The 25758-nt window shown below is 55.4% G+C and carries 18 protein-coding genes and 1 pseudogene; 7 read left to right on the forward strand and 12 right to left on the reverse strand.

Annotated elements, in window-relative coordinates; translation table 11 throughout:
* Positions 1-1503: 1503 nt before the first annotated feature.
* Complete coding sequence (locus tag SFA35_RS12490) at positions 1504-2862, reverse strand: hypothetical protein (protein ID WP_320578781.1); 1359 nt, start codon at positions 2860-2862, stop codon at positions 1504-1506.
* 620 nt (positions 2863-3482) lie between these two features.
* On the opposite strand from SFA35_RS12490, the gene SFA35_RS12495 reads away from it, so the two are divergent.
* The gene (locus SFA35_RS12495) at positions 3483-7943 is read left to right on the forward strand and encodes a PIN domain-containing protein (RefSeq protein WP_320578783.1); all 4461 of its coding nucleotides are present in this window, start codon (positions 3483-3485) and stop codon (positions 7941-7943) included.
* Between the two features lie 508 nt (positions 7944-8451).
* On the opposite strand, the gene SFA35_RS12500 is transcribed toward SFA35_RS12495, so the two are convergent.
* A complete protein-coding gene (locus SFA35_RS12500; protein WP_320570838.1) occupies positions 8452-9423 on the reverse strand; it encodes a tetratricopeptide repeat protein in 972 nt (323 codons plus the stop codon).
* 177 nt (positions 9424-9600) lie between these two features.
* Between SFA35_RS12500 and SFA35_RS12505 the strand changes: the two genes are divergently transcribed.
* On the forward strand, positions 9601-11871 hold the full coding sequence (locus SFA35_RS12505) for a restriction endonuclease (protein WP_320570839.1): 2271 nt from the start codon (positions 9601-9603) through the stop codon (positions 11869-11871).
* Positions 11872-12028: 157 nt separating this feature from the next.
* On the opposite strand, the gene SFA35_RS12510 is transcribed toward SFA35_RS12505, so the two are convergent.
* Positions 12029-12850 (reverse strand): NADPH-dependent oxidoreductase, encoded by an 822-nt coding sequence (locus SFA35_RS12510; RefSeq protein WP_320570840.1) that lies wholly within the window; start codon positions 12848-12850, stop codon positions 12029-12031.
* A gap of 114 nt (positions 12851-12964) precedes the next feature.
* Here SFA35_RS12510 and SFA35_RS12515 point away from each other — a divergent pair, with 114 nt between their 5' ends.
* On the forward strand, positions 12965-13279 hold the full coding sequence (locus SFA35_RS12515; RefSeq protein ID WP_320570841.1) for a hypothetical protein: 315 nt from the start codon (positions 12965-12967) through the stop codon (positions 13277-13279).
* A gap of 57 nt (positions 13280-13336) precedes the next feature.
* Here the strand turns inward: SFA35_RS12515 and SFA35_RS12520 are convergent, their stop codons facing one another.
* Together SFA35_RS12520 and SFA35_RS12525 are read right to left on the reverse strand one after the other, a co-directional pair.
* A complete protein-coding gene (locus SFA35_RS12520) occupies positions 13337-14758 on the reverse strand; it encodes a Shedu immune nuclease family protein (RefSeq protein ID WP_320570842.1) in 1422 nt (473 codons plus the stop codon).
* Positions 14759-14894: 136 nt separating this feature from the next.
* Positions 14895-15542: an HAD family hydrolase gene (locus SFA35_RS12525; RefSeq protein ID WP_320570843.1), complete on the reverse strand. Its 648-nt coding sequence runs from the start codon at positions 15540-15542 to the stop codon at positions 14895-14897.
* A 605-nt stretch (positions 15543-16147) separates the two neighbouring features.
* On the opposite strand from SFA35_RS12525, the gene SFA35_RS12530 reads away from it, so the two are divergent.
* Both SFA35_RS12530 and SFA35_RS12535 read left to right on the forward strand, forming a co-directional pair.
* Complete coding sequence (locus SFA35_RS12530; RefSeq protein WP_010434693.1) at positions 16148-16579, forward strand: LexA family protein; 432 nt, start codon at positions 16148-16150, stop codon at positions 16577-16579.
* Positions 16569-17030: pseudogene (locus SFA35_RS12535) on the forward strand (DNA polymerase V subunit UmuC); the annotation flags it as partial. The gene SFA35_RS12530 and the pseudogene SFA35_RS12535, both read left to right, overlap by 11 nt.
* Positions 17031-17042: 12 nt before the next feature.
* Here SFA35_RS12535 and SFA35_RS12540 read toward each other — a convergent pair.
* Positions 17043-18083, reverse strand: a complete 1041-nt coding sequence (locus SFA35_RS12540; RefSeq protein WP_320570844.1) for a DNA-binding protein — start codon at positions 18081-18083, stop codon at positions 17043-17045.
* 196 nt (positions 18084-18279) lie between these two features.
* Here SFA35_RS12540 and SFA35_RS12545 point away from each other — a divergent pair, with 196 nt between their 5' ends.
* Positions 18280-19233: a tyrosine-type recombinase/integrase gene (locus tag SFA35_RS12545; RefSeq protein WP_320570845.1), complete on the forward strand. Its 954-nt coding sequence runs from the start codon at positions 18280-18282 to the stop codon at positions 19231-19233.
* 138 nt (positions 19234-19371) lie between these two features.
* Here SFA35_RS12545 and SFA35_RS12550 read toward each other — a convergent pair whose 3' ends face one another.
* Together SFA35_RS12550 and SFA35_RS12555 are read right to left on the reverse strand one after the other, a co-directional pair.
* A complete protein-coding gene (locus SFA35_RS12550; protein ID WP_320570846.1) occupies positions 19372-20325 on the reverse strand; it encodes a hypothetical protein in 954 nt (317 codons plus the stop codon).
* Between the two features lie 138 nt (positions 20326-20463).
* Positions 20464-20841, reverse strand: a complete 378-nt coding sequence (locus SFA35_RS12555; RefSeq protein WP_320570847.1) for a hypothetical protein — start codon at positions 20839-20841, stop codon at positions 20464-20466.
* 158 nt (positions 20842-20999) lie between these two features.
* On the opposite strand from SFA35_RS12555, the gene SFA35_RS12560 reads away from it, so the two are divergent.
* A complete protein-coding gene (locus tag SFA35_RS12560; RefSeq protein ID WP_320570848.1) occupies positions 21000-21929 on the forward strand; it encodes an aldo/keto reductase in 930 nt (309 codons plus the stop codon).
* Positions 21930-22003: 74 nt separating this feature from the next.
* Here the strand turns inward: SFA35_RS12560 and SFA35_RS12565 are convergent, their stop codons facing one another.
* From SFA35_RS12565 to SFA35_RS12580, 4 genes are read right to left on the reverse strand one after another with little or no spacing between them, the layout of a single operon-like run.
* Complete coding sequence (locus SFA35_RS12565) at positions 22004-22777, reverse strand: L-iditol 2-dehydrogenase (RefSeq protein ID WP_320570849.1); 774 nt, start codon at positions 22775-22777, stop codon at positions 22004-22006.
* 55 nt (positions 22778-22832) lie between these two features.
* Positions 22833-23930 (reverse strand): sn-glycerol-3-phosphate ABC transporter ATP-binding protein UgpC, encoded by a 1098-nt coding sequence (locus SFA35_RS12570; protein WP_320570850.1) that lies wholly within the window; start codon positions 23928-23930, stop codon positions 22833-22835.
* A 56-nt stretch (positions 23931-23986) separates the two neighbouring features.
* Positions 23987-24820 carry a carbohydrate ABC transporter permease gene (locus SFA35_RS12575; RefSeq protein ID WP_044310640.1) on the reverse strand — a complete coding sequence of 278 codons (834 nt, stop codon included), beginning with the start codon at positions 24818-24820 and terminating at the stop codon, positions 23987-23989.
* A gap of 10 nt (positions 24821-24830) precedes the next feature.
* Positions 24831-25757 (reverse strand): sugar ABC transporter permease, encoded by a 927-nt coding sequence (locus SFA35_RS12580; protein WP_320570851.1) that lies wholly within the window; start codon positions 25755-25757, stop codon positions 24831-24833.
* Position 25758: the final 1 nt, after the last annotated feature.

The following is a 25758-nucleotide window of genomic DNA, read 5'->3' on the forward strand; positions in this document are numbered from 1 at the left end:
TTTTTCGAGGTTGATCGAAGCGCTAGTCAGGGACTTGGTACTCGTATCGTTTACGACAGTTTAGCGAGGCGCCGTCGGGGGTGAAAACCCCATTCTCAATAAGTTCGCCGGTGCATAACGCGGGACAGAATCAGAGAATGGACAACCTGCCAATATTAGAAGGAGCCACATATTCGGTCATCAGCTTTCTGCGGTGAGTTGATAATGGACGGCAACCGATGCATCAGAGGGCTTTGTCTTGTCTGCGCGGTATTGCTGTTAGAGCACGGGAATCTCGTTGGAGTCTCATGGGCTTGGCGCTAAAGCAGGATGACGCGCTGCGCTTGGCCGTCGCTGGCTGCTTTGTCCAATGGCAAGCGGATCGCGTGGTTCGTGCAGACAACCTCAAATCATGATGCGTACCAGCACGTTGTCAGTCGAGACCTGTCGTTCAATTGGTGCTGCGCGTGGTTTCGCCCGCGAACGTTGAACCTGATGCGCGACAGCCATTGGCCGCTCGATAATGGCTTTTCACTGGGAGCTGATGTTGAACAGATGCACAGATGCACAGATGCACAGATGCACAGATGCACAGATGCACAGATGCACCCAGGATGACGCCGCTTGGTACGAGATGGGCTTAGCCCATTAGGCTTTTCCTCAGGTGCAGGAGGCCGGCGATGAGCAGACCTTCATGGCGGAACGGATTTCTTTATGAATTCGGTTCTTCCAGCAGAAAACCTTACGGCACGGCCAGTGGGGGCCGTTCAAATGTGCGGGTGGCTGGCGGGACCAGCGACTACAAGAGTACGTATAATGTATATTATGTTAAATCGTATAGGATGTAAGGTTACGCCGATCTGATCGACCCTCTCAACATCGGGTGTTCATGACGCGTTCGCGAAACTAGTAGAAAACTACCCCGGCCTTCCCTGAACCCCGCGTCAGACGTGACCTCCAGCGGTCTTGATGTGTTTGCACGGCGCGTCAATTTTGCAAAAACCTGTAGTGCTCTGAAGTAAAAGTAACCCCAGATTCCCTCCCAACCGCCGGATCTGGACGATGTACGCCTTAAACACCGTTCCCTTCAAATCTCCGACAGCTTTTCCCTCTCTGTACGCTTTAGGTTGCATTTACTTCCAAACCTAGCAGATCTATCCAGTTGGATGAGAGAAAGCGTGAAATCTCGTTGATCTACACGTCAACGCAACCATACAGCCGACGATACTGGAAAAAAGTATAGTCCATGGCTGATGCTTCCGATCCCCGCTTAAGGGCTCAAGGTACATGTAGGCCTGGAGCAGACATTTACTTCAGAATCACATGCCCTAGCTTCAGCGTTCCTTCAAAACCACATGCCTTAGCACCAAAATTCTTTCAAATTGTATGCCGTAGCACTCAATTCTCTTCAAAACCGCATGCCTTAGCATCAACTTCTCTTCTCGCTGAAATTGTCAGGCTAAGACTTCCGGTCGGAAGTTTGGCGAGATTTTCGACCCGACGGGCTCACGTTAACGCGATCCCTCAAGTCTCTTTTGCCGAACCTGCCGAGGTAAGCAAGCGAAGCCCGTTCAGCAGCGTGCCGAAGTCAACCAAATGGATATCGTAGTATTGCCTCGCCGCTTCTCGGTAACCTATGTAGGCAGCCGCTTCATCCACGTTGTCCGGCATGAGCCCGGCAACGACGACGCACCGCGGTTTTTGGATCTGTCCTTTGATATCAGGTAGCAGCCTTCTACCTTCCGCTATCGCAGATGCCAACTCGGGATCGGGCATCCACCTTTCAGGCGACTCCCCAGCGGCTTCGAGGTCAGCGTCACTGGCTAGGCCTAAGACGCCTCGTGTCATGAGCGTCGCATGAGGCGACCTCACAGTCAGCACCAACGCCTCATGCCCATAAATGATTGGGCTCCCTACAGCGGATTTGGGTTGCGCGCCAAGCGGTGGATCCAGCACCCCGCAGTCCGGATGCTGCAAGCATTTCACGACGAAATCGATATTTTGGCTGAGGAACGTTTGCCACTCTGTAGCGCTAAGGTTTTGCGCGAGCAGTATTTGATAATGGTGGATCATGCGGTATAGCTCGTCCCGATCCATCGATTCTCGCATTGCCTTGAGGTCTTCTGGCATCCCCAGGGGCAAGTAGCGAATGTATGCTTGCAGTGTTGCTAGATAATCTCGCTCGGCTTCGGTAAACCTGCTGAAAAACTGCCCCCCACGATCATCAAAGTGTTTTAGCTCAGGAGCTAGCTTTTCTACAATTTCTTTGTAAATGTATGAGCCGCGTGACCCTGATTTTTGACGATTCCAAAAAGCATCCGCAGAGTTGAAGGCCTTCCTGAGATCATTTAGGGTAGCTTCCGAAACGCAAACCACGTTCTTGCGCCTGAAGAGCTCGCCTTCAAAATGTATTTCAATCGTATCGACACTCTTGTCGATCTGAAGCGCGCTGAGTACCGCGTTGAAGGACGGCTTGAACCCCAGTCCTTCGGCGCAGGAATTAAATATCACAGAGTCGAATACGCGTTCGATGTGAGACACCGCCGAATTAGGATCGCTTGGCAGTGGCCCAGCAAAGGGTTTTGGAAGCCGATATACAACGTGAGGATACGGCTTCCTCTCCCGAGGATATTCTGAGAAGAAGCCGGGGTTGATGACTGTTGGCCAAGTCTCGATTCGGTCTGCAAAAATCCTCGCAAGCACATGCGAATCAGCGCCCGATGATCTGGTCGTCGGGTGTTCGCGCGCCGCCGAGGACGGCATTGATAGCTCGACGTAAAAAGCTCGATTCACGACCCCCTTTCGGATACTAGGCTGTGGCAAGCTCTTCGCCCGTCCTCGCCGTTGCTTTTTTTGGGAAGAGTCATCACTGCCATTTTTCACGCGCTGCTCCCTTAGCCTAGAAGTTTGAGTATGCATCATCCCAAAGCCGTATGAGGGATCGTATGATCAGCGAGATCCCATTTGATGCGGCACTAAGCGCCGGATATCTCAAATATTGCGCGAGTAGCTAATAACTTTCTGCGCCTCATACCAGGGGATCGGATCGCCTCGCCGAATCGCCACGTTACAGCCACCAATATACAAGCGACGTCACCCATCATTTGCCGCCCCGGTAACGACAATGACCTTAATCGACCGGTTTCACGGTGACCTGATAGACCTACGTGCCCATGTACGTATCTTAGCATCGTAGTAAGAAAGCCCTACGCGTCAGCTAGTATGGGCGGTGCGCGAGGGAGTGGCTCTACGAGCTCGCTGGTCGTGAATCAAGCCTCCCGCGAGGCGGTCGTCTTGACCCTGCGGGCTTCCATTCTCACCCCTGCGCGCTCCCCTTGCCTGGTCTTGCATTGCAAGCGGTCATAGCATTCGGCGCTACGAAGGCTGCTCTCTAGAAGCCCCCTGCCCCACGCTTGGATCTTTGGAATCTCTAGGGAGACAAAGCTACGCATGGCGTTAAATGATCGATAAGATGGGCCGTATATCAATTGTGCGAGCCAGGTATGGCAAGGCCTCCAAAGGCGAAGGAACAGAAAGCTTCCAGCCCTAAACCGAAACCTCAGCAGAAAAAGGTCGCAAGTCCTATTTCCACGGGCGGGCGCGGTGGTGCATTCGAGCAACGCGTGCAGGCGGTGCGTCTGCTCGCCATGTGCCTGGGCATCCCGTGTGCGGGGTTGCGCGAAGGATTTGTCATTGTAAGGTTGCTGTTTCAAGGTCGAGGATTTGACCACAACACTGACGACCTGGTTGTCCATGCTGCCTCGCTGAGCACCGGGCAGAAAGCAACAATAAGAATGCAGATGAAGCGCTCGCTCAAGGCGACCGCCAATGATGTTTTCATCGAAGCTGTAGGGCTCGCGTGGTTGGATTTCATCAAACCAACTTTCCTACGAGGACTGGACGACAACCTTATCGTTTACCACGTGTCTAGCTCGTCATCCATGGAAGGTGCCGTGGAGGTGGTCAGGCTGGCGTTGGCGTCCCTATCGCATGAGTCTTGGTACACCCGCGTGCATTCAGAGGGGCTGAGTAACGCTCGGAACCGAACTGCTTACGCCGCCATCAAGGCTGCAGCTGATCGGTATAATGAGGCGACGGTTAGCGACGAAGACCTGCGCCAGTTCGCACTGCACCTGAAGTTTGTGCCCCACGATCTTGACTCGGATCGCACTCAGGAAGCCGGATACCAAAAGCAATTTATCGCCCAGGCGTTGCCAAGCCGAGACAGCGGCGCAGTATGGTCGCAGTTGTTATCGGTGTGTGCCGAGCTCAATGGCACGGCCGGAGAAATTGATCTTTCTTCCGCTTCAGCCCACCTGGGAGAGCTTGCCCGGGAATTTCATACGGCCAAGTTGATACGTGAGAGTGTGCGCGCCTATCAAGTGGGCACGATCCCTGTCAGCCAAGAGCGCGCGTCAGAGCTCACCCCGCTGGCGGAATACCTCGCTCCCCTCCTCTCCGTTGGCCGCGCTCCCGGCAGCACACTACTGACTGATGATCTGCCCATCGCAAGCCAAGGGTCGGAAACCACGTTTGCTACGCGCCAGCTTGACCGCATCAGCACGCTACACAACGACCGCCGATACAAGGACGCCTTGACTCAGCTGGAGCTTCTCGAAGAGGAGCTGAACACGTTTGATGTTCACCAGAAGGCCCGATGGCATTTTCTCCGTGGGATGTGCTTCTGGCATCTTGGGGACGATGAGACCGCCTCGACAGATCTTGAGACAGCCGCAAACCTGTACACCGACGATGACCGGATTACTGCGGGTCATGTCCGGGCTCAGATGCTTAAAAATGATGTGCAAGCTGCAGTTCAGGTTGGCCAGGCGGCACAGGCACGGTTTCCGGAGTCGTATTCTGTATGGATCGCTTTCACCAATGCCAGGATCCTCAATCGAGGACAGCTGACTGAAGACGAGATACCCGCAGCCTTTCGCGACAAGTCCGGCGCTTGGCAGATGTTGGCCAGTTCCAGGGCCGGCGCCGGGGACGACCTTGGTGCCGTCGACGCTATAAAGACAGCTCTGGAACAGCCTGACAGTTCCATCTTCATCGTCGAAAATTACCTGCGTTTTGCCCTGCGACTCGCTACAGATAACCCGTTTCACGTGAACACGCGTTCTCAGCCCCGGGATCGACGCGAGCTCATCCTGGATGCGATCTCCAAGTTTGAGGATCGCGAGGGTGCGCTGTGGGCCGAGCAAAGTCCAAGGACAAAAACTGACGTCGTGTTTCACCTCGCCTATGCGTATCTGCTAATAGGGCAGCCGAGTCAGGCATTGGACATGATCGAGCAGGGAAGGCAGCGTGGCGTCCCAGAACATGAGACTTCGGCCCGAGTGGAGCTTGAGGCTCTTTGCGATTTGAAGCGAGAAAGTGAGGCTGTTGACCGCTTCTCTGGTCGCCTTGAGCAGCTTGCGGATGACGCACTGGTTATATTTGGCCAGGCGTGCCTGGTTGCGGGTAAAGAGCCATTGCTTGAAGCTGCCTACGATATCCAGGTGCAGCGGCCTGTCACGGATGAGTCGGCCAAAGTGCTTCGGATCCTGCGTCACATGCGCTGGGAATCCTTGCTGCGCCAACACCGCAATAATGCCGTTCAGCAGGAGCTTTCGCAGCTCGGTGTTACCCCCCAGAACAGCAATATCACCGATGGAGTTTTCGCTGCCCGGGCCTTCATCGATAACGATGCAATGCGGCAGGCATTTGAGAATCGTGTGGCCGAACTCGCACCACAGAGCAACGATTTGCTGGAGCTGTCCATGGCATCGCAGTGGATGCTCCATGCACGGCGTCACGATGACGCTATTGCAATGCTCGAACGTGTGCTGCCTCACGACTCGTTCACTCCGTTGCATGTTGATCTTCTTCACTCTTACGCACTCACAGATCAGCGTGCGAAGGTTCGAGATCTGCTGGATTCGCTCCCTGGTGAGTGGCGCCAGTCTGACGATGCGCGGAATGTGGCGTTGAACGTTTACGGTAACGCCGCTGACTGGCCGAAGATGCGCGAAATCGCAGAGATGATCGTTTCATTGCACCCTCTAGATGCCAGTGCATGGCTGTTACTGATCCAAGTCCTAGCCAACGTAAACCCTGAGCAGATGGACGCCTGTATAGCCGAGCTCCCCCCCTTTATGGAAGGATCCGCTCAGGATCTGCTGAAACTCGCTAACGCGGAGATCAGCCGGGGGAAGCCTGATCGAGGTATCGGCCGCATCTACCGAACCATGCGAGCAAGTTCGGGTAACCTTGAGGCCGCGGCCGGGCACATTTCGCTCATGGTTATGGCATCCGGCAGTGTGGACGCTTTCCTCACCAACCCAGTTGAGGCCGCCCGCGGGACATCGGTCGAACTCGAAGACAGCAACGGCGGCAGTGGTTACGTTTCAATAGACTTTGACGTTGACCCACCGCTCTCGCCAACCGCGGAATTCATCCCTGCAGACTCGGCGCAGGCTGTCGCGCTGATTGGTCTCAAAGTTGGTGAAACCACATCTGTTCGAAGCTTGATTGGAGAGCAGACGCTCAAGGTTAAGCAGATAGTGACCATTCACCGGCGTCTGCTCGACCTGTCATATGGGCAGGTCTCAAGCTCAGTCGTTCCGAGCAAAAATTTAGTCGCCATGACCATCCCAACGCGTGAAGACGGCGAGCTGGATATCTCCTTCTTCATCAAGCAAGTCGAACAGAAAAAAGAACAGGGTCTGACCACAATTGGTCTCTACGGCCAGCACATGGCTACGCTTGAGCTGATCGCGCGGATGCTCGGTGTGGATGTGATCGATCTCGTAAGAGGCTGGCCCGATGAGGGGCCACTGCTTGAGGTCTCGATGGGCGTGGGCCAGACCCACGATGCATTCCCCGTTGACGCTGCACGCGATCTCCCATGGGTAGTCGATCTCTCAATGTTGGTTGAGCTTGCGACGCTGGGAATGCTCGATGTACTGGAGCACATCCCAAGGCTGTATGTAGCTGCTGGCACCAAGCAAACCATCGAAACAAAGATCGAGTCTGCAGCGCGGTTTCGCAAGGGAGGGACGCTCTTCTCACACGACGGGCAACTCGGTATGCAGGAGCAAACTGAGGACAGTTGGCATCGGGAGCGTGCTTTTCTCGATTCAATCTGTGCAGCTGTCGACGAATATTGTGAGGTGGTACCGGCCTACGGCCCGCCTCAGCTACCGGCACAGATGCATACGCTCAGAGACATTCTTGGTGACGGAGAGTACGCAACGCTACTTGTCTGCTTGGAATACGGCGGTGGCCTACTGTCGCTAGATGCCCGCCTCCGCGCTATAGCAGGGTTCTTGGAGATCAAAGGGGCATCTCCTCAAATGCTACTAACGAATGAGCTGATCTCAGGGCGTTTGGCGCAAGGCGAGTACTCCCGGGCAATTGTTCAGATGGTGATGACCAGGCGCAGCTTCGTCTCGATCCAAGCTGCCGACCTTATCGCCATGATGGGCCAGGGTGAGACGTTTGCAAACATAGGTATCAACCGGTTGCGCGGCTATCTGGCCGAGCCGAACCTCACATTTGATAGTGCCGTGCCCGTCGTAACCGATTTTGTCTGTTTGATGTTCTTGCAGGTGCGCTGCAATCTTGGCGTGATGCTGCAACTGATTGAATATTGCTTTGAACCGATGTTTCGCCACCCACGCTGTCCTGATGATTTCCAGCGGTTGGCGTACACACGGATCCAGCTCACGTTGGCGGGTGTGGAGATCAATTCTATCGCGCGCAAAGCCATAGGGTACAGACTCCATGTTGCGAGGCAGCGAGCTGATCGACCTAGCAAGCCGGTCAAGCTGGAAGCGAAGGTTTGCTTTGCTTATGCAGTCCCATTTTGGGCGGTAGCGGTGCCTTCACCAGTGGCTTCTATTCGGCTAGAAGCCCAAAGTCCCGCACTCGCATCGGTTGAGAGCGGTCATACCGAGGAAAGCAGGAAGGGCGACTAGCTTTCGTACGAGAGGGCATGCAAGCCTGGCATAGAATTGCACAGCATCGATCTAATCTTACGGCTGCGCCGCTTTTATATTGGCGTGGCTCTACGAGCTCGGCTGTCGTGAATCAAGCCTCCCGCGAGGCGGTCGTCTTGCCCCTCCGGGCGTCCATCCTCACGCCTGCACGCTCCGCTTGCCTGAGACGCATGATGATGGGCAGTGGGGATGCACACATTCCTGCGCCGGTTACGTTAATGCGCCCTCACCCTCCCCTGGTGTATCGCGCTTCAAATTTCCAAGCACGGGTGCGGGGGGTAAAGGGCCACAGTGGGGCCTTGTATCTGACGTTCAGATGAGAGGCAGGGACGGTCAACCCGAAGCGCGCGGCTTGAGCGTCCAGTCCGTAGGCTATCACTGCCAGCTGTTGCGCTTTAGCACTTGCGGTTTGATTTCCTCAGACTGGCTTGAGGCGCAAATACCACACTATGAGAAGACGGCCTCAACGGCAATCTTGAAATAGCGATCACAAACGCTTCACCAGCGCATCTAACTTCCTTTTGACCCCAATCTTCGGGTTCAGTCGCAGCGCCTCCTCATAACACCCGATAGCCTCGCGACCTTGACCAAGCTCCTCATGGGCTAACCCTTGCACCTTCAACGCTGTCGGTTTCCACGCTGGGTTATCGTCCGCCCCCAACGCTCGCGATCCAATCACCGCGGCCAGAATCCTCTCCAATTCAGACGTGGAGCATCCATCCTTTAGCATGGTCTCGGCAGTTAAAATGACGTCCGTATAGTTGGCCGAGCTCAGCAAGGCCGCATCCGCGGCGTCTTCATCGACCAGAGCCCCGTCAGCCGCGTAACGGTACTCGCCTCCTCCTGAGACCTTGACCACCAACTGCATCAACTTCTCATCAAACCCGATCCGCTTAAAGGCACGCTGCGGAGTCACGGCGAAAAGCTCCACGCCTTCTTTGAGGTCATACAGAGCGAGCTTACGCCCATCCTCAGTCGGGCTGTTTGCGGTGAGGCAGTACGCCAGGAGGCCATTGCGCGAAATCCCACTCTGCAGAATATTTGCGGTCAGCGCCTTGGTAATTATCGGTAGCCCCTGAGAAGTGAAGACGTGAAATGTGCCGGACAGCGTGCTTCCGAAGTGCCAGTCTTCCAAGCAAAAGCTGCCGTTGTCCGCGACTGCGCCATTGTTCGGACGGGACATGAGGGCATTAACCACGATGGCGTTGTTGATGAGGTCGATCAGGATGTACCTACCCTCGCCCTCCTCTCGATGTCCGCCGCGTCGGCCATCAGGCGTAGCGTCATTCCAGGACACCGCCCATGATTTTCCCGGCGCGTGCTTGCACAGCCCGTGGTAATCATTCGAGGGTGAAGAAAGGAATCCGCCGGCAATCTCAAAACTCTTATCTGCGTGGGCCTTAGCGGGCTTATGATCGCGGGGCTTATGCATGCGGAACAGCCAATCGAACATACCCATCAAGTTTTCTCCATCAGTCCAAGCACGCCGCCGCAGGGGGAGCTCTGATTAGCGCCATCCGCCGTAGTATGGTCGTCTACATGCCGGCCTCGTGCGTCACCAGACGTGGGCTAAGCACCCGGTTCAAAGGGACTGCAGAATGCTATCTTAACCACCTGTCATGGAGTAGGTGCCCGAGTGAACGACTACGACTTTTCGCGTCTGAACGACAAAGAGTTCGAGGTGCTATGTACTGATCTGATAGGCGCCGACAAAGGCGTCCGGTTTGAACGGTTCAAGCCTGGTCGCGACGGTGGCGTTGATGGCAGGTATTTCACGCCCAGCGACACCGAATGGATCTTGCAGGCCAAGCATCGCCCTGGCACACCTTTGCCTCAGCTTGTCACCCACCTACGCAACTCTGAGGCGCCAAAGGTCATTGCGCTCAACCCCGAGCGCTACATTCTAGTCGTCTCGCATTCGCTTACGAGGTTGAACAAACAGGAACTGGCCGACGCTCTGGATAGCCAGACGTCTTGTCCTATTGAGGTCTATGGCCGCGAGGATCTGAACGATCTGCTTGCCACCCACACCCATGTTGAGCGCAGGCACTTCAAGCTCTGGATAAGCAGCTCTGCCGTGCTCGTTAGCATTTTCAATCATGCAATCAACGGCCGAAGCGAGGCCATGATGCGTGACATTGTTGAGAAGTCGAAAATCTTCATCCACACCGCTAATTTGGACTCGGCAGTGGACAGGCTCAACAAGCTCGGTACGGTGATCATCACTGGCCTAGCAGGCATTGGAAAAACGACTTTGGCTGAGCAACTCATCCTTCTTCACGCCAGCGATGGCTTTGAGCTCGTATGCATCAGTGAGCACATTCAAGAGGCTGAGCAAGCGTACTCCCCCGATGAGCGCCAGCTCTTCTATTTCGACGACTTCCTGGGGCGGAACTATCTCGAAGCCTTGTCAGGGCATGAGGGCAGCCAGATCGTCAATTTCATGAGGCGCGTAGGCCGAGATAAAGCCACCAAGAGATTCGTTCTAACGTCGCGTTCGACGATCCTGAATCAAGGCCGGATCCTTAATGACGTCTTTGAGCATAACAACGTTCACCGAAACGAGATGGAGATCAGGCTTGAGTCGCTTGCAGGCTTGGATAAAGCGCAGATTCTCTACAATCACATATGGCATTCAGGGCTTTCCCCGGAACACATCGACGAGTTTTACAATGGAAAGCGCTACCGTAAGATAATCACTCACCGGAACTTCAATCCTCGGTTGATTCAATTTATTACGGACATTCAGCGACTGGATGATGTGCCAGTGGCAGGATACTGGGCCTACATTCAAGAGCTCCTAGATAACCCCGCAAAAATTTGGGCGCATCCTTATGATGCTCAGTTGGATGACTTCGGCCGATTCCTTGTGCTGTTGGTGGCCTTCAACGGGCAAAATATCCTCGAGCATGATTTGGCTAAAGCGTATGCCAGCGGCTTGCTCATGGCGGGACATGCTAATTTCTCGGGCAAGCGTGACTTCCACCACGCCATACGACACCTGTCGAATTCCCTGATCACACGGGTGGTGGTAGGTGATTTCGTCTATTACAAATTGTTCAACCCATCCTTGGGAGATTTCTTACTGCATCGTTACTCGGCGTCACCAGATTCACTTAAAGGTGTGTTCCAGAGCCTCCGCAACCTTAACGCCCTAGATGTGCTGGTTGACATGTCAGACAACGAATTGATCGCCCGCAAAACAAAGGGCGAACTGCTTCTCTCGCTCCTGGAACATGAGGAGAAATCGAATTTTCAGGGCGCTGATCCTGAATATCTAGCGAAACTCTATCTGCTGACAGTCTCAGCCCATCCTTCTCTAGCAGCTCAGCGATCGCACGACCGGAAAGCGGCGAATCTTTTACGGATGAGAAATGTCACCCAAGTAATACTTGAAGGCCCTGTCTGCTCAAAATATTTCAATTGCCTATGCTTGGTTAAAAGTGCTTTCGACGAAGACATTATGTCTATCGATGTGCTAGAGGCGTTCACCCTAAAAGTCATCAGCGTCGGTGTGGGGGATGATGAGTTACCTGCTCTCGGTGAGCTTGTGGCGAAACTCGAAATAGACAATGTATTTCAGGCCAGTGAGCCTTTCTCAGATCTCGCTTACAACTACATCTGCGATGGACTTGACGATATATTCTCCGAGGGAGACGTATTTACAAACGGCGATGACTACTACGCTGCGTGTAAAAAGCTGGGGGCTATGATCGAGGATAAGTTCGCGAGCTGGCAAATCGCGCCTAGCCGCGCCATGGTCGATGAGATCGTGGATGCGTTCGATGTACGAGATCGAATGAAAAACTATTTTGACGACTCAAACTCACACTACACCTCGCGTGCGGCTGAACCACGCCTGCTTGAGACGATGAGTATTGATGACCTTTTTTCTAGGGATCGGTAAGCGCTCCAGCTAGTCGTGGTTCCCGCTTGCTGCCCACTCATATGGCTCCGCCGGCGATAGGCTGCAGGGGCGCTAACCCCCTGCACTCTCAAGCTCCTGCAGCAACCTCAGTCTCAACAGCGAGCCATGCACGTCCGAAAGCACGACGCTTGGCCGATCAGCGCAGCCCAAACCCCATCCGCTTCAGCTCCTCAACCAGCTCTTCCCGCCCGTGCAGGTTTGAAACACTGCGAAGTCGATTGACCACCTGCTCCGACCACCCGGTAGCCTTCATGCCCTCACGCTGGTAAAACGCGCCCAGGCGCTCATCGTATTCAGCCACCGCTTCCACATCTGCCGCTGCCGAGTAGGTCTCGTGGTGAAGCACTGCGCCTTGGGGCAGCCGTGGTTTTACCTGCGCTGGTCGCTCGGTAGATGGATAACCTACGCAGAGGCCGAAAACCGGATAAACCTGCGGAGGCAGACCAAGCTCTTTGGCCACGCCTTCAATGTCGTTTCGGATAGCGCCGATGTAAACGCTGCCTAGTCCCAGAGATTCCAGAGCGACCACGGCGTTCTGAGCAGCCAAGGCGGCGTCGATCGTACCGAGCAACAGGCTTTCCAAGTAAGGCACTGCTTCGAGCTCTACACCCTGCTGCTCAGCAACGCGGGTGACCCTGGACAGGTCGGCAAGCCATACAAAAAACAGAGGCGCCTGGCGAATGTAGTCCTGGCTTCCTGCTAGCGCCGAGAGACGCGCTTTCCGATCGCTGTCCTGAACAGCGACAACGCTCCAGACTTGCAGGTTTGACGAGGTCGACGCTGATTGTGCCGCGGCGACCAGGGTCTCTATTGTGCCGTCAGGCAGTGGCTGATCAGTGAAAGCACGAACGCTGCGATGGTCGAGCAACTGATCGATCGTCTCGTTCCAGGGCATGAGAGGCGAGATGTCCGCGGCGCCGTAGCGGGAAGCCAGTTTTGATTGTGCGTTGACTGTCATTCGAGATCTCCAAATAGTGCCCGAGGCTACCAAATCGACGGCAGTGCGACACGCTTCCCGCGCGAAGTTTCATATACCATGGGGCCCACACAGTCCCACAAAGGCACGTTTCGATTGTCAGCAAAACCGCTTTCTGCCCGCGAGACCTATCAGGTGCTTCGCGACATCGCTTTGGGCGTTCGCACCATGCGCCGCTTGGGTGAGAAGTCATGGACTGAAATGTACAGCGGCATGATGACCGTTGAAACCGATGGCTGGGTCATCACGTTCTACAACGATTGCGAGTCGCTGGATTACTGCGATAGCTGCTATTGCCCAGACGGTCGTGCGTACACTTTCGACTCATCGCAGCAATTTGGTACTGACCCGGTCGAGCTGTTGAGCACGTGGGAACATGGCCAACTAGAGAAGCTGCTCGCCGATCTTTAATAGGTCGCAGCGCTCCCTCGAGGACATCTTCTTTCAAGATCGCGTCCGGCCATATCTTCAGAAAGTATCGGGGAGGTCGGCCGGAGCTGCGGGCGTCAGGTGCTCGGCCAGCATCCGCAGCTTGCCTAGCAGCTCATCAAAGGTAACGACCTCGACATCTTTGCAGGCGTTGCGGAATATCTCGAAGCTGCGCCGGCGGCCTTCCTCGGTTGGCTTGGTACCGGCAATGACAACGCACCTCGCTGTGTCTGGATTCAAGTCTCGCATCGTTGGATCTCGAAGGTGCGACAGCCAGTTGGCACGCATCAGGCCTTGCTGATATAGCACCTGTGTAATTGCTCCACTGAGCTGCAAATTCGGGCCAAAGACATCCTGGTTGCGATACGGTCGGCTTTGCATCAAAGGGGTGGAAGGTTTCTTGATTTCCACGATGGCCAGTTCGCGTCCTTGTGAGAAAAGCAAATCGCCAATATGAGCGCCTGCTCCATTGATCGTGGAGCCTTGGGCATGGAACTGGGTATGCAGAAGCGCCACAGGGCGTGCGAACACCATCGCTAGGATGAACAGGTTGGCTTCGAAAAAATGCTGCCAGTGGCCCTCGCTAAGGTTCTGGCTCAGCATGCTCTCGAACTTTTCGATCATTACGGCCAAGGTGACCCTCTCGATCTCCGCGTGCAATTCGAATAGTTCGCGAGGCGCTTCCTTCGCCAACATCTCAACGCCGACCTTCACTTCTCTGAGCTGATGACGCCGCGCCCGCACAGCCGCCTGCGCAACTTGATTACTGACTCTGCGAGGGGTCGTATCGCTCGCCAGCACTGGACGGCTGCCTTCAAAGACCACATTGGGCATCAGCGTCGGAAACACTTGGCTCAGCACCCAATGCATCTGGGCTGACGTCTCACTCTTTTTTCGAGCCCGAGTGATCCGCATGCATGTTCTACGGCATTCATCCACCCGTGCCTCACTGACAAAGACGACGTCGTCCGTGATCGAGGTGTCACCATCATCCGATATGACTAGGGTTTTTAGGCTGGGAGCGAATCGCAGCCCTCGCCAGAGCGGCGTAAGCTGTTTAACCAGCCCCAATCCTTCCTCACAGGGATCAAACAGTTTTCTAGGGAGGCTGACGTCGATGTAGAGCACGGCGTCCTCTGGAGTGTCTGGAAGATCGTGCGTCGGCTGATGGCTGTACAAGATGCAGCCCACGTTTCCGTTCTTCGGGCTCCGATAGCGCTGAGTATGGGGGTTGGTGTAGATGGGATACATCGTGATCCAACCCGGCTCGATCGTGGCTAGCCGATGCCATCTGTCTTCGGGCAATGACTGCCATTTATCTGAGGAGATTTTGTCAAAAACCTGAAGGTACAAGTCAATGCAAAAGCCCGCTTCCACTGGCCGCCGGATGATGCTGAAACTAGGCTCCAACACGTCCTCCCCGTTCCATGTGTCCTGCAAGGTCTGCTGAGTCCCTTCCATAGTGCTCTCCATGCCAAATGTTGTTGAAATTATTGATCGCTCGGTCTTGGAAGTACGCGCGGGGTCGACCACAGATATCCCCCTATTGCCCCTTCTTGAATCAAACGGCGCGCACCAGGCTCGCATACTCACGGCGCTACGGAAGGCGATGACGCCGTGACTCAATGACCAACTGCGCAAATTGAACCAAATCCCGCACGCCCCCCCTGCCCGACCTGCCCAAATGAAACCCCAGCATCCCCACTGCGCGGGGCCCATCTTGATCGCACTTCAGCGAATCCCCTACCATCGCGATCTGGTCATGCTGATCGCCGAACAGGTGCCCAGGCGTAACCTGTAATGCATTGCAGATGGACTGGTAGATCAAGGCGTCCGGTTTCATCGCCCCGACCTGATAGCTAAAGGCGTACCCATCGAGATCAGGAAACGCTTGAAGGACTGCGGCCCCATAAGGCTCGCAAAGGTTGGAGCATATCCCCACTCGCACGCCCTCTGCGCGCAGCAAAGCCACCGCTTCAATGCCATCCTCGAACGGAGTGATAGATGCGACTTCGCGATCCAGATCGTCTTGCAACGCTTGCAGTCGAATGACTGATACGCGGATACCCAGTTGATCCGCAGCATCCTTTAGCGACCATGGGTTGCTCATCAGCACCCGCACATCGCCCGGGCTGGCTCGGCGGCCACCGACGATCCCTTCCTTGAGCAATTGCCTGAAAGGATGACGCTTGCTTCGGAGGTCGACCAGGGTGCCAAAGGCGTCAAAGACCACAGCTGAAATCATGGATTTACCTAATGGGTTTGCACAGGCCAAGCCGCCGGCAGCACGTACAGTCGACTGGCATATGACCATACCTTCCCCAAAGCATTTGTCGAGTGGCGGAAATCAATAGGATTCCACCGGCCCACCACCCTGCTAACTTTTAGCAAGCGTCGCAAGTATGCTGCGTCGGGGGTGAGAATGGCGGTACGAGTGGTAATGCCGGCTCCGGCCGTTGCGCACCAATCAGGGGAGTACAAATGTACTCCCTCTCGGCTCTACCATATCTTTCTGCCATCCAGACGGACGACAGCCAGCCACGCTCCCGGTCTACAAGGAGACTTTGGGCCGGCTCCCCCGCGTTAATACTTCGAGGACAACAATAGAAAATTTAAGCGCAGCCTCCAGACTTGGCAGCCTCTACCCTCCGGAAACATTGGTTCATGCCAGAAATGTAGCGCTTTTTACCCTGGCAGAAGCTGTCCTCGGCACTGTCAGCCTTCAGAGGAGCGACCACTCCCTCTGCAACCGAACCCCGTCAGGTAGGTCGTCCAGCCGTCGTTCGAAACTGGCAGATAGCTTTATTCCCGTGTACTGTATATATATCCAGTGTTACAAGAAATGCTCCTATGAACCTCATTTCACTACGCCAAATCACCGAATCTGAGCTCCCCACCCTCCTCCAGGTTCTCTCCGGCCGAGCCTCTGGCGGCTTTCCCAGCCCTGCGGCCGATCACTACGAAGCCCCGATCTCCCTGGACGACCTGGTAGACCTCAGAGCCCCGCACGTCTGGCTGGGTGAAACCGAGGGGGACAGCATGTCGCCGGCGGGCATTTTGAATGGGACGAAGCTCGTCATCGACAGAGCACGGACGCCGCAGGTTGGGAATGTGGTCGTCGCCTACATAGACAATCAACCGGTGGTCAAACGTCTGGATCGACAGCTCAATGGCGGCTGGATGCTGAGCTCCGACAACCCCAAGTACCCTCCGATCCAGGGCCTCGAGGAGATCGAAGTCTTTGGTGTGGTGACCTGGAGTCTGACCCTCCATGTCCCCTAAGCGCCCCACCTATGCACTGGTGGACTGCAACAGCTCCTACTGCTCGTGTGAGCGGCTGTTCCGTCCCGAGCTTCGGCAAGTCCCGGTCGTGGTACTCAGCAACAATGACGGTTGCGTGATTGCCCGGACACCTGAGGCCAAGGCGCTCGGGATCAAGATGGGCGATCCGTTCTTCAAGATCCGGGATGCTTTGAAAGCAAAAGGTGTGGTCGCTTTCTCCAGCAACTATGAGCTCTACGGTGATATCTCTTCACGCGTGCAGCGCACCATCGAATCCTTGGCCCCGCGGGTCGAGGTCTATTCAATCGATGAGAGCTTTGCGGATCTCACTGGCATTGCGGAGCCGCTTGGGGATTTCGCGCGGCAGATCCAAGCGCGTGTCCGGAGCTGGACGGGCATGCCGGTGGGCATAGGTATCGGCCATACAAAGACCTTGGCCAAGGCTGCTCAGAGAGTCTATGGGTCACTTCCTTGATGGCTTGCTGTTAGACTGGGTTGAAGGTGGGTTTGGATCCTGCTCCTCCAGGTCACGCCCGCGTAGTCGGCGCAAGTGCTCAGTCTCCGACTGGGCAGCTGCCAGCAACAACCGAACCTCCAGCTCACGCTCACTGCTCTGAGTTGCAGCCGCACTGAGCGCCTTGGCATCTTGTCGAAGCGTAGCAATCTGTTCCTGGAGCTGCTCGGAGATGCCGGCGGTTTTCGCTTCGGCCAGCTTCAAACCTTGAATCTCTCCAGTTAGAGCCTGAATGCGGGCCTCATGTGCATGGAGCGTCTTGACCTGCTGGCGGGACTCTCCCAGCAAGCGCTCGTTGTCACGATTCAAGCGGGTCAGGTCATCCTGTTTCAGTACCAGGGTTTCCTGAAGCTTGCGCTGCTCCACCTGGGACTCATGTAGCTGGGATTCATGGCGTCGTTGATCTTGATCGCGCTGTTCCTTCACGGACTCCCGGTAATGCTCCAGGGCGCCACGCGCATGAACATGCTTCTCCTCGAGGGATTGGATCTGTTTATCCCTGTCACCGACCAAAGCTTCGAGGTCAGTACAGCGCTGGCTGATCCCGGCATTGCGCGTCAGCTCAGCCTGAAGCGAGGACTGCGTGGTTTGAAGGTCAGCGGTTTGAGCTTCGATGGCTGCTTGCTGGGCGTCCAGCTGCCGGCGTGCAGAGGTCAGCTCAGCCTGCAGGCTAGCGATCTGGGCCTCAAGCCCCACGCGCTGTAAATCGAAAGCTGATCGAGCCTGCTCGATCGACTCATCACCCTCCTCCATTAGCCGATCCAGAAGGCTGGCAACCATCGCTGAAAGCTCTTCTCCCATTCGCTCCCGGGACGACGGCGGGCGCGGATCAAAGGACTCGATCTCCTTCAAATAGCGGGAAATAGTGGTTTTTGAACCGGTATTTCCAAGCTCAACGCGCACGGCGTCAATGCTCGGGTACATGCCCTTGGCGAGCAAGGACTGCCGAGCTTTTTGCACTACTGCCTTGTTTATGCCGCCGCGCGCCATGGGAGCTCCTACGATTTCGTTGTGTAATACGTGTCACGTAATTACGTCTCATGATAGGCGATTTTAAATCTTTAAAAAAAGAAGGTTCTGTAAAGCTATAATAATGTCTTATGGCTTCTTGAACCTCAAAAAGGCATTTAGCTGCCGCTGAAAGTGTGGAATGCTGGAATCACCCAGATTTTGAAGGCAAAACGTGATGGACAAGGCTGACCGGTACCTCAAGGCAGGCACCCGGGAGAACACACGCAAAAGCTACCGCGCTGCGATCGAGCACTACGAAGTGACGTGGGGCGGCTACCTGCCCACTACAGGCGACGGCATCGTTCGCTACCTGGCTGAATACGCCGACAAGCATGCGATCAGCACGCTCAAGCAGCGGTTAGCCGCGCTAGCGCAGTGGCACATCACCCAAGGATTCCCAGATCCGACTAAGACGCCTAACGTGCGCCAGATGATCAAGGGCATCCGTGTCGTACATCCCGCCCAGGTCAAGCAGGCCGCGCCCCTCCTGCTCACGCATCTCGAACAAGCCGTGAAATGGTTGGAAGTAGAAGCCGCCGCCGCTCTTGATCGCGGTGACTACAAGACGCTCCTGCGCCACCGCCGCTCGGTGGCAATGGTGCTGATCGGATTCTGGCGTGGGTTCCGCGGGGATGAGTTGGCCAGACTCACAGTGGAAAACACCAAAGCCTATAGCGGTGAAGGCATCACATTCTTTCTGCCGCACACCAAGGGTGACCGCCTGCACGAAGGGACAACCTTTCAAACGCCGGCGCTGACGATGCTGTGTCCGGTCGAGGCCTATCTCAACTGGATTACCGTTGCAGGTCTCGCGAAGGGCCCTGTCTTCCGCCGCCTGGATCGCTGGGGGAATTTGGCGGACAAGGCCATCCAACCTCATAGCTTAATTCCCATGCTGCGCCGAATTTTCAAGGAAGCCGGGCTGCCTGAAGAACTGTATAGCGCGCACTCGATGCGACGGGGTTTCGCAACCTGGGCGTCTGCGAATGGGTGGGACATCAAGGGGTTGATGAGCTATGTGGGCTGGAAGGATATGAAGTCGGCGCTGCGTTACGTGGACGCCGGAATGTCGTTTGGAGGGTTAGCCGCAAGCACTATTCCCGGGCGTTTGAAGACGATTGGGCCATGACGGATACGAAGCTGCTCAGGCAGCCAATTCTCTCCACCAGATGAATTGGCGACGAGTCCAGGACGCCAATTCAGCTAATGGTTTCCGAGCCTGCCTTCAAGGCGCCGGGGCGGTGCTAAGCATTGACGTCGAGTGGCCCTACAAGGTGGCCTTGATTACCCCCGGCATGTCTTTGATTCCGGTGGCATTAAAAAACGAGGCCCGGTTTAACGGTGCGACGAGGTCGAAGCTTACCGTATGATGATTTGAAACTGACACAGTTGACGACCACATAAACACACCTACCTCGCTTGAATCTAGCTCAACCGTCAATGCAGAAATATCTAAGTCGTAACATGACTTTAGGGTCTTGAGCTTCGTGGACGGGAATTTGATTTTGAATTTGTCATTATACTCGGACTGAAAATATCGAATTAAGGCAGCCTCAATCATGCCGACGGATTGTTTTTTCTTAGGAGGATTTCTGACAGCATTAACGAAGCGAGCGTCGTTCTCGTCATTGGCTATTGCGCCTACCGCTCGGCCATCCATTGAAGAGATCACTTTGGTGTGACCGAACTCATACATGAAGAGCACAATCTCCTGGTCGGGGTGATCATAAGGCGCGCGTGCCAAGATACGCTGGAGGGTCGAGTGGCTGCTCAGCCGATCGACGGCATAGCGGCTTCCATCTCCAATGGCTTGACCTATATAGAGAACTTGAAAGGTATTGAGAATATGACGTTGAGTGTCGCTTCGCGCTCGCAGCATAGCCATCATGTTAGCCGGCATGTGGGTGGTAACCTTGCCCTCCGGTGTAACCGCGTTAACCACCAAGTGAGGATACGGGCACTCTAGCTTGACTGCACCCCCCTCCAATTCCCAGCTGTAATTAGCAAATTCGTATTCACATTCTTTGCCGTTAACTTTATAAATTAATGTACCCGAGAATTTGTTTTGTTCGTGCCTTATCGACTCAGGCTTATATCTGACAGACGGGCGGGCAGCAATCGCATAAATGTGGCAACTCGACAGCCGCTGCTCTTCCTCCACGGGAAGAGTACCTCCGCTCATAAGCTGATCCGCCGTTATTATCCCAGTCAAGCTGTTCATGTAACAAATCGCGTACTCTGTGAGGAACTTACGTTTCATAATCTCGATTCTGGGAAAAATGTTTGAGGGGGGGGGATGTGCGGAGGAGTTGTCTTTTCCGGCCCCGGGCATATCCATGTCTAGATACCACCGTCGGCGTCAGTCGCAATGCTCAGCACTTTTCTGACTGTGGCTGAGCAGCGCGCGCATCTTTGTTGCTGTAACGGTCATCGTGGTCGCCGCAATTTCGACCCTTAATGCATACAGACCAGCGTAGCGACGCTCAGAAAAGACCTGATCTACATATGCCGCATATTGGTGAGCCAGCGTTAAGTCGTCGAGGTATAGGGTGGAGTAGGTCAGGCGCCCGGCCGGGGATACATAAAGGCCAGCAACCAGGTCATCATCCTCGTAGCCTGGGTTACGCAGGTTGGCGGGCAAAGGCTTGTGGGGAAGGTCAACCAGGATGGTCGCGTATTCCACCGTGCGCTTGTTCGCGAAGTCGCCTGGACTGCGAAGTGTCCCCTGACTCGTCATCACCCTGCTCCCTCATGGCGTACAACCGATTTGTAGGCTCCATTAGGCGGAGCAGCTTGCATTATGACGAATATTGAACCAGCCTCAACATCGACTTTTTACGGGGATCTACAGGCGCACGCCAGCCTGACATAGTGTGCGCGCGTTTCGGAGGGCCTATGGTTCCTATGGAAAGCAACGCTCAGCGCTTGATGCGCGTGCTGGCTGCAGCTACTAAGGTCGATCCGCTTTTGGTTGCGGAACGCACCGCACTCCCATGTGGCGCAGGAGGGCCTTACGTCAACGAAGAGCTCGTGGGTAAGGCACTCAAACCCTTTCGCGACCAGGTTCAAATAGCGACCAAATTTGGCTTCGCGATCGACGGCACCATCGGTTTGAATAGCCACCCTTCACACATCAAAAAGATGGTTGAGCAATCCCTCAGGCGATTGCAGACAGACCGCATCGATCTCTACTACCAGCATCGAGTAGATCCCAATGTACCGATTGAGGATGTCGCAGGTGCCATCAAAGACCTGATAGCGGAGGGCAAAGTCCTCCACTTCGGCTTGTCGGAAGCCAGCGCTAAAACAATCCGCCGGGCGCATGCCGTGCAACGCGTCTCAGCCATTCAATCAGAATACTCATTCTTCTGTCGTGACCCCGAGCGCAATGGGGTGCTGGCTGCGTGCGAAGAGCTCGGGATCGGATTTGTACCTTGGGCCCCGTTGGGCGAAGGCTACCTCACCGGAAGGATGGACAAAAACACCACGTTTGACAGCAAAACAGACTTTCGAGGCAGCTTCCCCAGGATGTTTCCTGAAAACCTGGCGGCCAATATGCCGGTCGTGGATATTTTGCGGGCAGTGGCCACTGCAAAGAATGGGACACCTGCCCAGGTCGCCCTAGCTTGGTTGCTTGCCCAAAAGCCATGGATCGTTCCGATTCCAGGCACACGCCGAGTCGATCATCTCACCGAGAATCTCGGCGCCGTGGGGATACATTTGACCGCTGAAGATCTGCTTGGCATGGAGCAGCAGTTTGCGAAGCTAACCGTGCATGGAGAGCGAATGTCGGACATGCACATGCAGCAGATTGACCCATCCTAAGTTGACTTGTCGCGGTCGTGGAGACTCGTTGAGTACCGCCACGACCGCTGCACCGCGGATGCAGGCCGCAATCACTAGCTCATCCAGTTACCGCCATCGACGTTGTAAGTCTGCGCGACGATGTAATCGCTTTCCGGGCCTGCCAGGAAGATCGCCATGCCCACTAGATCCTCAGCAGTGCCCATCCGCCCGTAGGGGACTTCCAACCCGACCAGCCTTTTCTTCTCGCCCAATGGACGGTTTTCGTGCTTCGCGAACATCGCGTCGACGCCATCCCAATGCTCGCCATCCACGACGCCGGGAGCAATCGCATTCACATTGATCTTGTTCTTGATGAGGTTCAGGCCGGCGGATTGGGTAAGACTGATGACCGCAGCCTTGGTCGCACAGTAGACGCCTACCAGTGCCTCACCGCGACGACCTGCCTGGCTGGCCATATTGATGATCTTCCCCCCATGACCTTGTGTGATCATTTGCTTGGCCGCTGCCTGGAGCGTGAAGAGCGTGCCGCTAACGTTGATTGCAAAAAGCTTGTCATAGCTTTCCCGAGTGATCTCCGTAATCGGTGCTAGATCGAACAACGCGGCATTGTTCACCAGGATGTCGAGCTTGCCGGCATGGGCAACGACAGCGCCAATTGCAGCGTCAATGGAAGCCTGGTTGGAGACGTCCATCTCCACAGCATAAGCTTGCTCACCCAGCTCGGCCGCCGTGGCTTGGGCGCGTTCCAGGTTGATGTCGGCGATTGCAACCGTTGCGCCCTCCCGAATGTAGGCTTGAGCGAACGAGCGACCGATACCGCGCGCGGAGCCTGTGATCAGCGCGCTTTTTCCTTCGAGACGTTTCATAGGATCTACCTCTAATTTCGTGACGCGCTTGTTCAGTGAGCACGCCTGATGGGAATTAAGCTGCGCGCGATACGGCAGAGCTGACAGCAAGGCCGTTGTCGTCAAACAGGTGGCAATGAGCGACATCCAAGTTCAGATAGCGTTTGGCGCCATAAGGCACCTCACAATCGCCGTGAACACGGACGGTCAGGCTCTCTCCGGAATCCACATTCACGTGGCAGAACGTATCGCTTCCCAGCCGTTCCGTGACGTCAGTCGTGACCGGCACATGCCCTTCGCTTCCAAGCGTCAGATGCTCAGGCCTTACACCAACCGTGACGGACTGGCCGATCGACAACGCGCAGTTGTCGCGAGGAATAAGCAAAGTGGTTCCAGAGGTGAACCTGACCTCTACGCCTGATGCATTGACGGCCTGCACGTGCGCCTGGAGGAAGCCCATCTTGGGTGTCCCGAGAAAGCCCGCTACGAACAAATTGGCCGGATGATGGTAGAGCTCGAGCGGCGAACCGATTTGCTCGATCCGCCCGCCGTTCAACACCACAACCTTGGTCGCCAGTGTCATGGCCTCGACCTGGTCATGAGTCACATAGATCATCGTCGCCTGGAGTTCCTTGTGCAGCCGCGACAGCTCCAGCCGCGTTTGTACGCGCAGTGCCGCATCAAGATTGGACAGAGGCTCATCGAACAGAAAGATTTTTGGATTGCGGACAATGGCGCGGCCAATAGCTACCCGCTGGCGCTGGCCACCCGAAAGCTGTTTAGGTTTACGATCCAGCAGCGCGTCGAGCTCCAGAATTCTCGCTGCCTCGGTGACTTTCCTATCCACATCCGGCTTCTTCTCGCCTGCCAGATCCAATGCAAAGGACAGGTTCTTGCGTACCGTCATGTGCGGATACAGGGCATAGGTTTGAAAGACCATCGCCAGGTCTCGTTTGGCAGGGGTGACCTCGGTAATATCCCGACCATCGAGCTCGATGGTGCCGCTGGTGACGTCTTCCAGGCCTGCGATCAACCTCAACAGGGTTGATTTACCGCACCCCGACGGCCCAACGAACACCACAAATTCCTTGTCTCTGACCTCCAGATCAATGCCCTTGATGATGGACAGTCCCTCGAAACCTTTCTTCAGATTTTTTATTTTCAAAGTGGCCATGCGTAAAGTCCTGTGTGAAGTTTGAGCCTTCGCCGCTTAACGAGCTGTCGCGGTCATCATTTGACGGCCCCGAATGACAGTCCGCGGACGAGCTGCTTCTGGCTGATCCAGCCGAAGATCAAGATCGGGGCGCAGGCCAATGTGGATACGGCTGAAAGCTTGGCCCAGAACAAGCCTTCGGGGCTTGAGTAGGACGCGATAAGCGCGGTGAGAGGTGCAGCGCTGGAACTGGTCAAGTTGAGCGACCAAAAGGCTTCGTTCCAGCACAGGATCAGTGACAGCAACATGGTTGATGCCAACCCGCCCTTGCTGATCGGCAGCAGCACCCGCAGCATCTCCTGTCCTAGGGTCGCCCCGTCCAACCTGGCCGCTTCGAGGATCTCCCGCGGTATGTCTTTGAAGTACGTGTAAACCATCCACACCACGATCGGCAGGTTGATCAGCGTGTAGATCACGATCAGCGCCAGCCGTGAATCCAGCAGACCTGCCCCCTTGGCCAACAGGTAGATAGGCATCAGTACGCCAACGGGCGGGAGCATCTTGGTCGACAGCATCCACAGCAGCGTCTGCTTGGTGCGCTTGGTTTCGTAGAAGGCCATGGAGTAGGCAGCGGGTACCGCAATCAGCATGCAGAGCGCCGTGGCAGTGAACGAAATCAGTACCGAGTTCCAAGCGAAGTGGAAGTAATCACTGCGCTCCTGGATGTGCAGGTAATTCTCCAAGGTCGGCATGAAGATGAATTGTGGCGGCGTCGCGAAGGCGTCGATCTCGGTCTTGAAACTGGTCAACACCATCCAGAAGATAGGGAAAAACAGCAGCAAAGCAATGATCCAGGCCAGGCTTCCAAGCACTACGCTTTGAAGGCGCCGGGTTTGTTTGAGCGTCATCATGGCGTCGTCCTCAAGCTTTATCGGTCAGATTTTTGCCGATCATGCGCACCAGCACGATCGCCGCGATGTTAGCGATCACGACCGCGATGAGCCCGCCGGCTGACGCCATGCCCACATCAAACTGCACCAGCGCCTGGTTGTAGATCAGATACGCGAGATTGGTCGAAGCGAACCCTGGGCCCCCGTTAGTCGTGGTGAAGATTTCGGCAAAGACCGAGAGCAGGAAGATCGTCTCGATCATGACCACCACCGCGATAGGCCTGGCGAGGTGCGGCAGAGTCAGATGCCAGAAGATGGCCACGGCCCCTGCCCCGTCCAACCTTGCCGCCTCTTTTTGCTCCTGATCCAGCGACTGCATGGCAGTCATCAGCAGCAGAATCGCGAAAGGCAGCCATTGCCAGGAAACGATGACGATGATCGAAAACAACGGATAGTGGGCAAGCCAGTCGATCGGCTGTGCGCCGAAGAGCTTCCACACCGCTGCAAGGATACCGGAGACCGGATGGAAGATCAGATTCTTGAAAATCAAAGACCCTACAGTCGGCATGATGAAAAACGGCGAAATGAGCAGCACCCTAACTATGCCGCGTCCAAAGAACTCGCTCGCCTCTAGCAAGGCGGCGATCAAAACGCCAAAAATGACGCTGATGAGCAATACGCTGACCACCAACACCAACGTATTGAGGGCCCCGGGGAGGAAACCGGAATCCGTAACGAAATAGGTAAAGTTTTCCAGCCCAACGAACTCGTTCTCGCCCGGGTTCAGCAAGTTGTAGCGGATTACCGAAAAATAGAGGGTCATGGCCAGCGGCACGATCATCCACAGCAACAAGAGTGCAACGGATGGCGAGACCAGAAACCATCCTGGATTAAAAACTCGGCGCGAGCGTGATGAGGTCGAGCCCGCTAGCGGAGCCCGGACGACTGAAGTGTTCATG

The sequence above is a fragment of the Pseudomonas sp. HR96 genome (genome assembly GCF_034059295.1).
Classification (GTDB): Bacteria; Pseudomonadota; Gammaproteobacteria; order Pseudomonadales; family Pseudomonadaceae; genus Aquipseudomonas.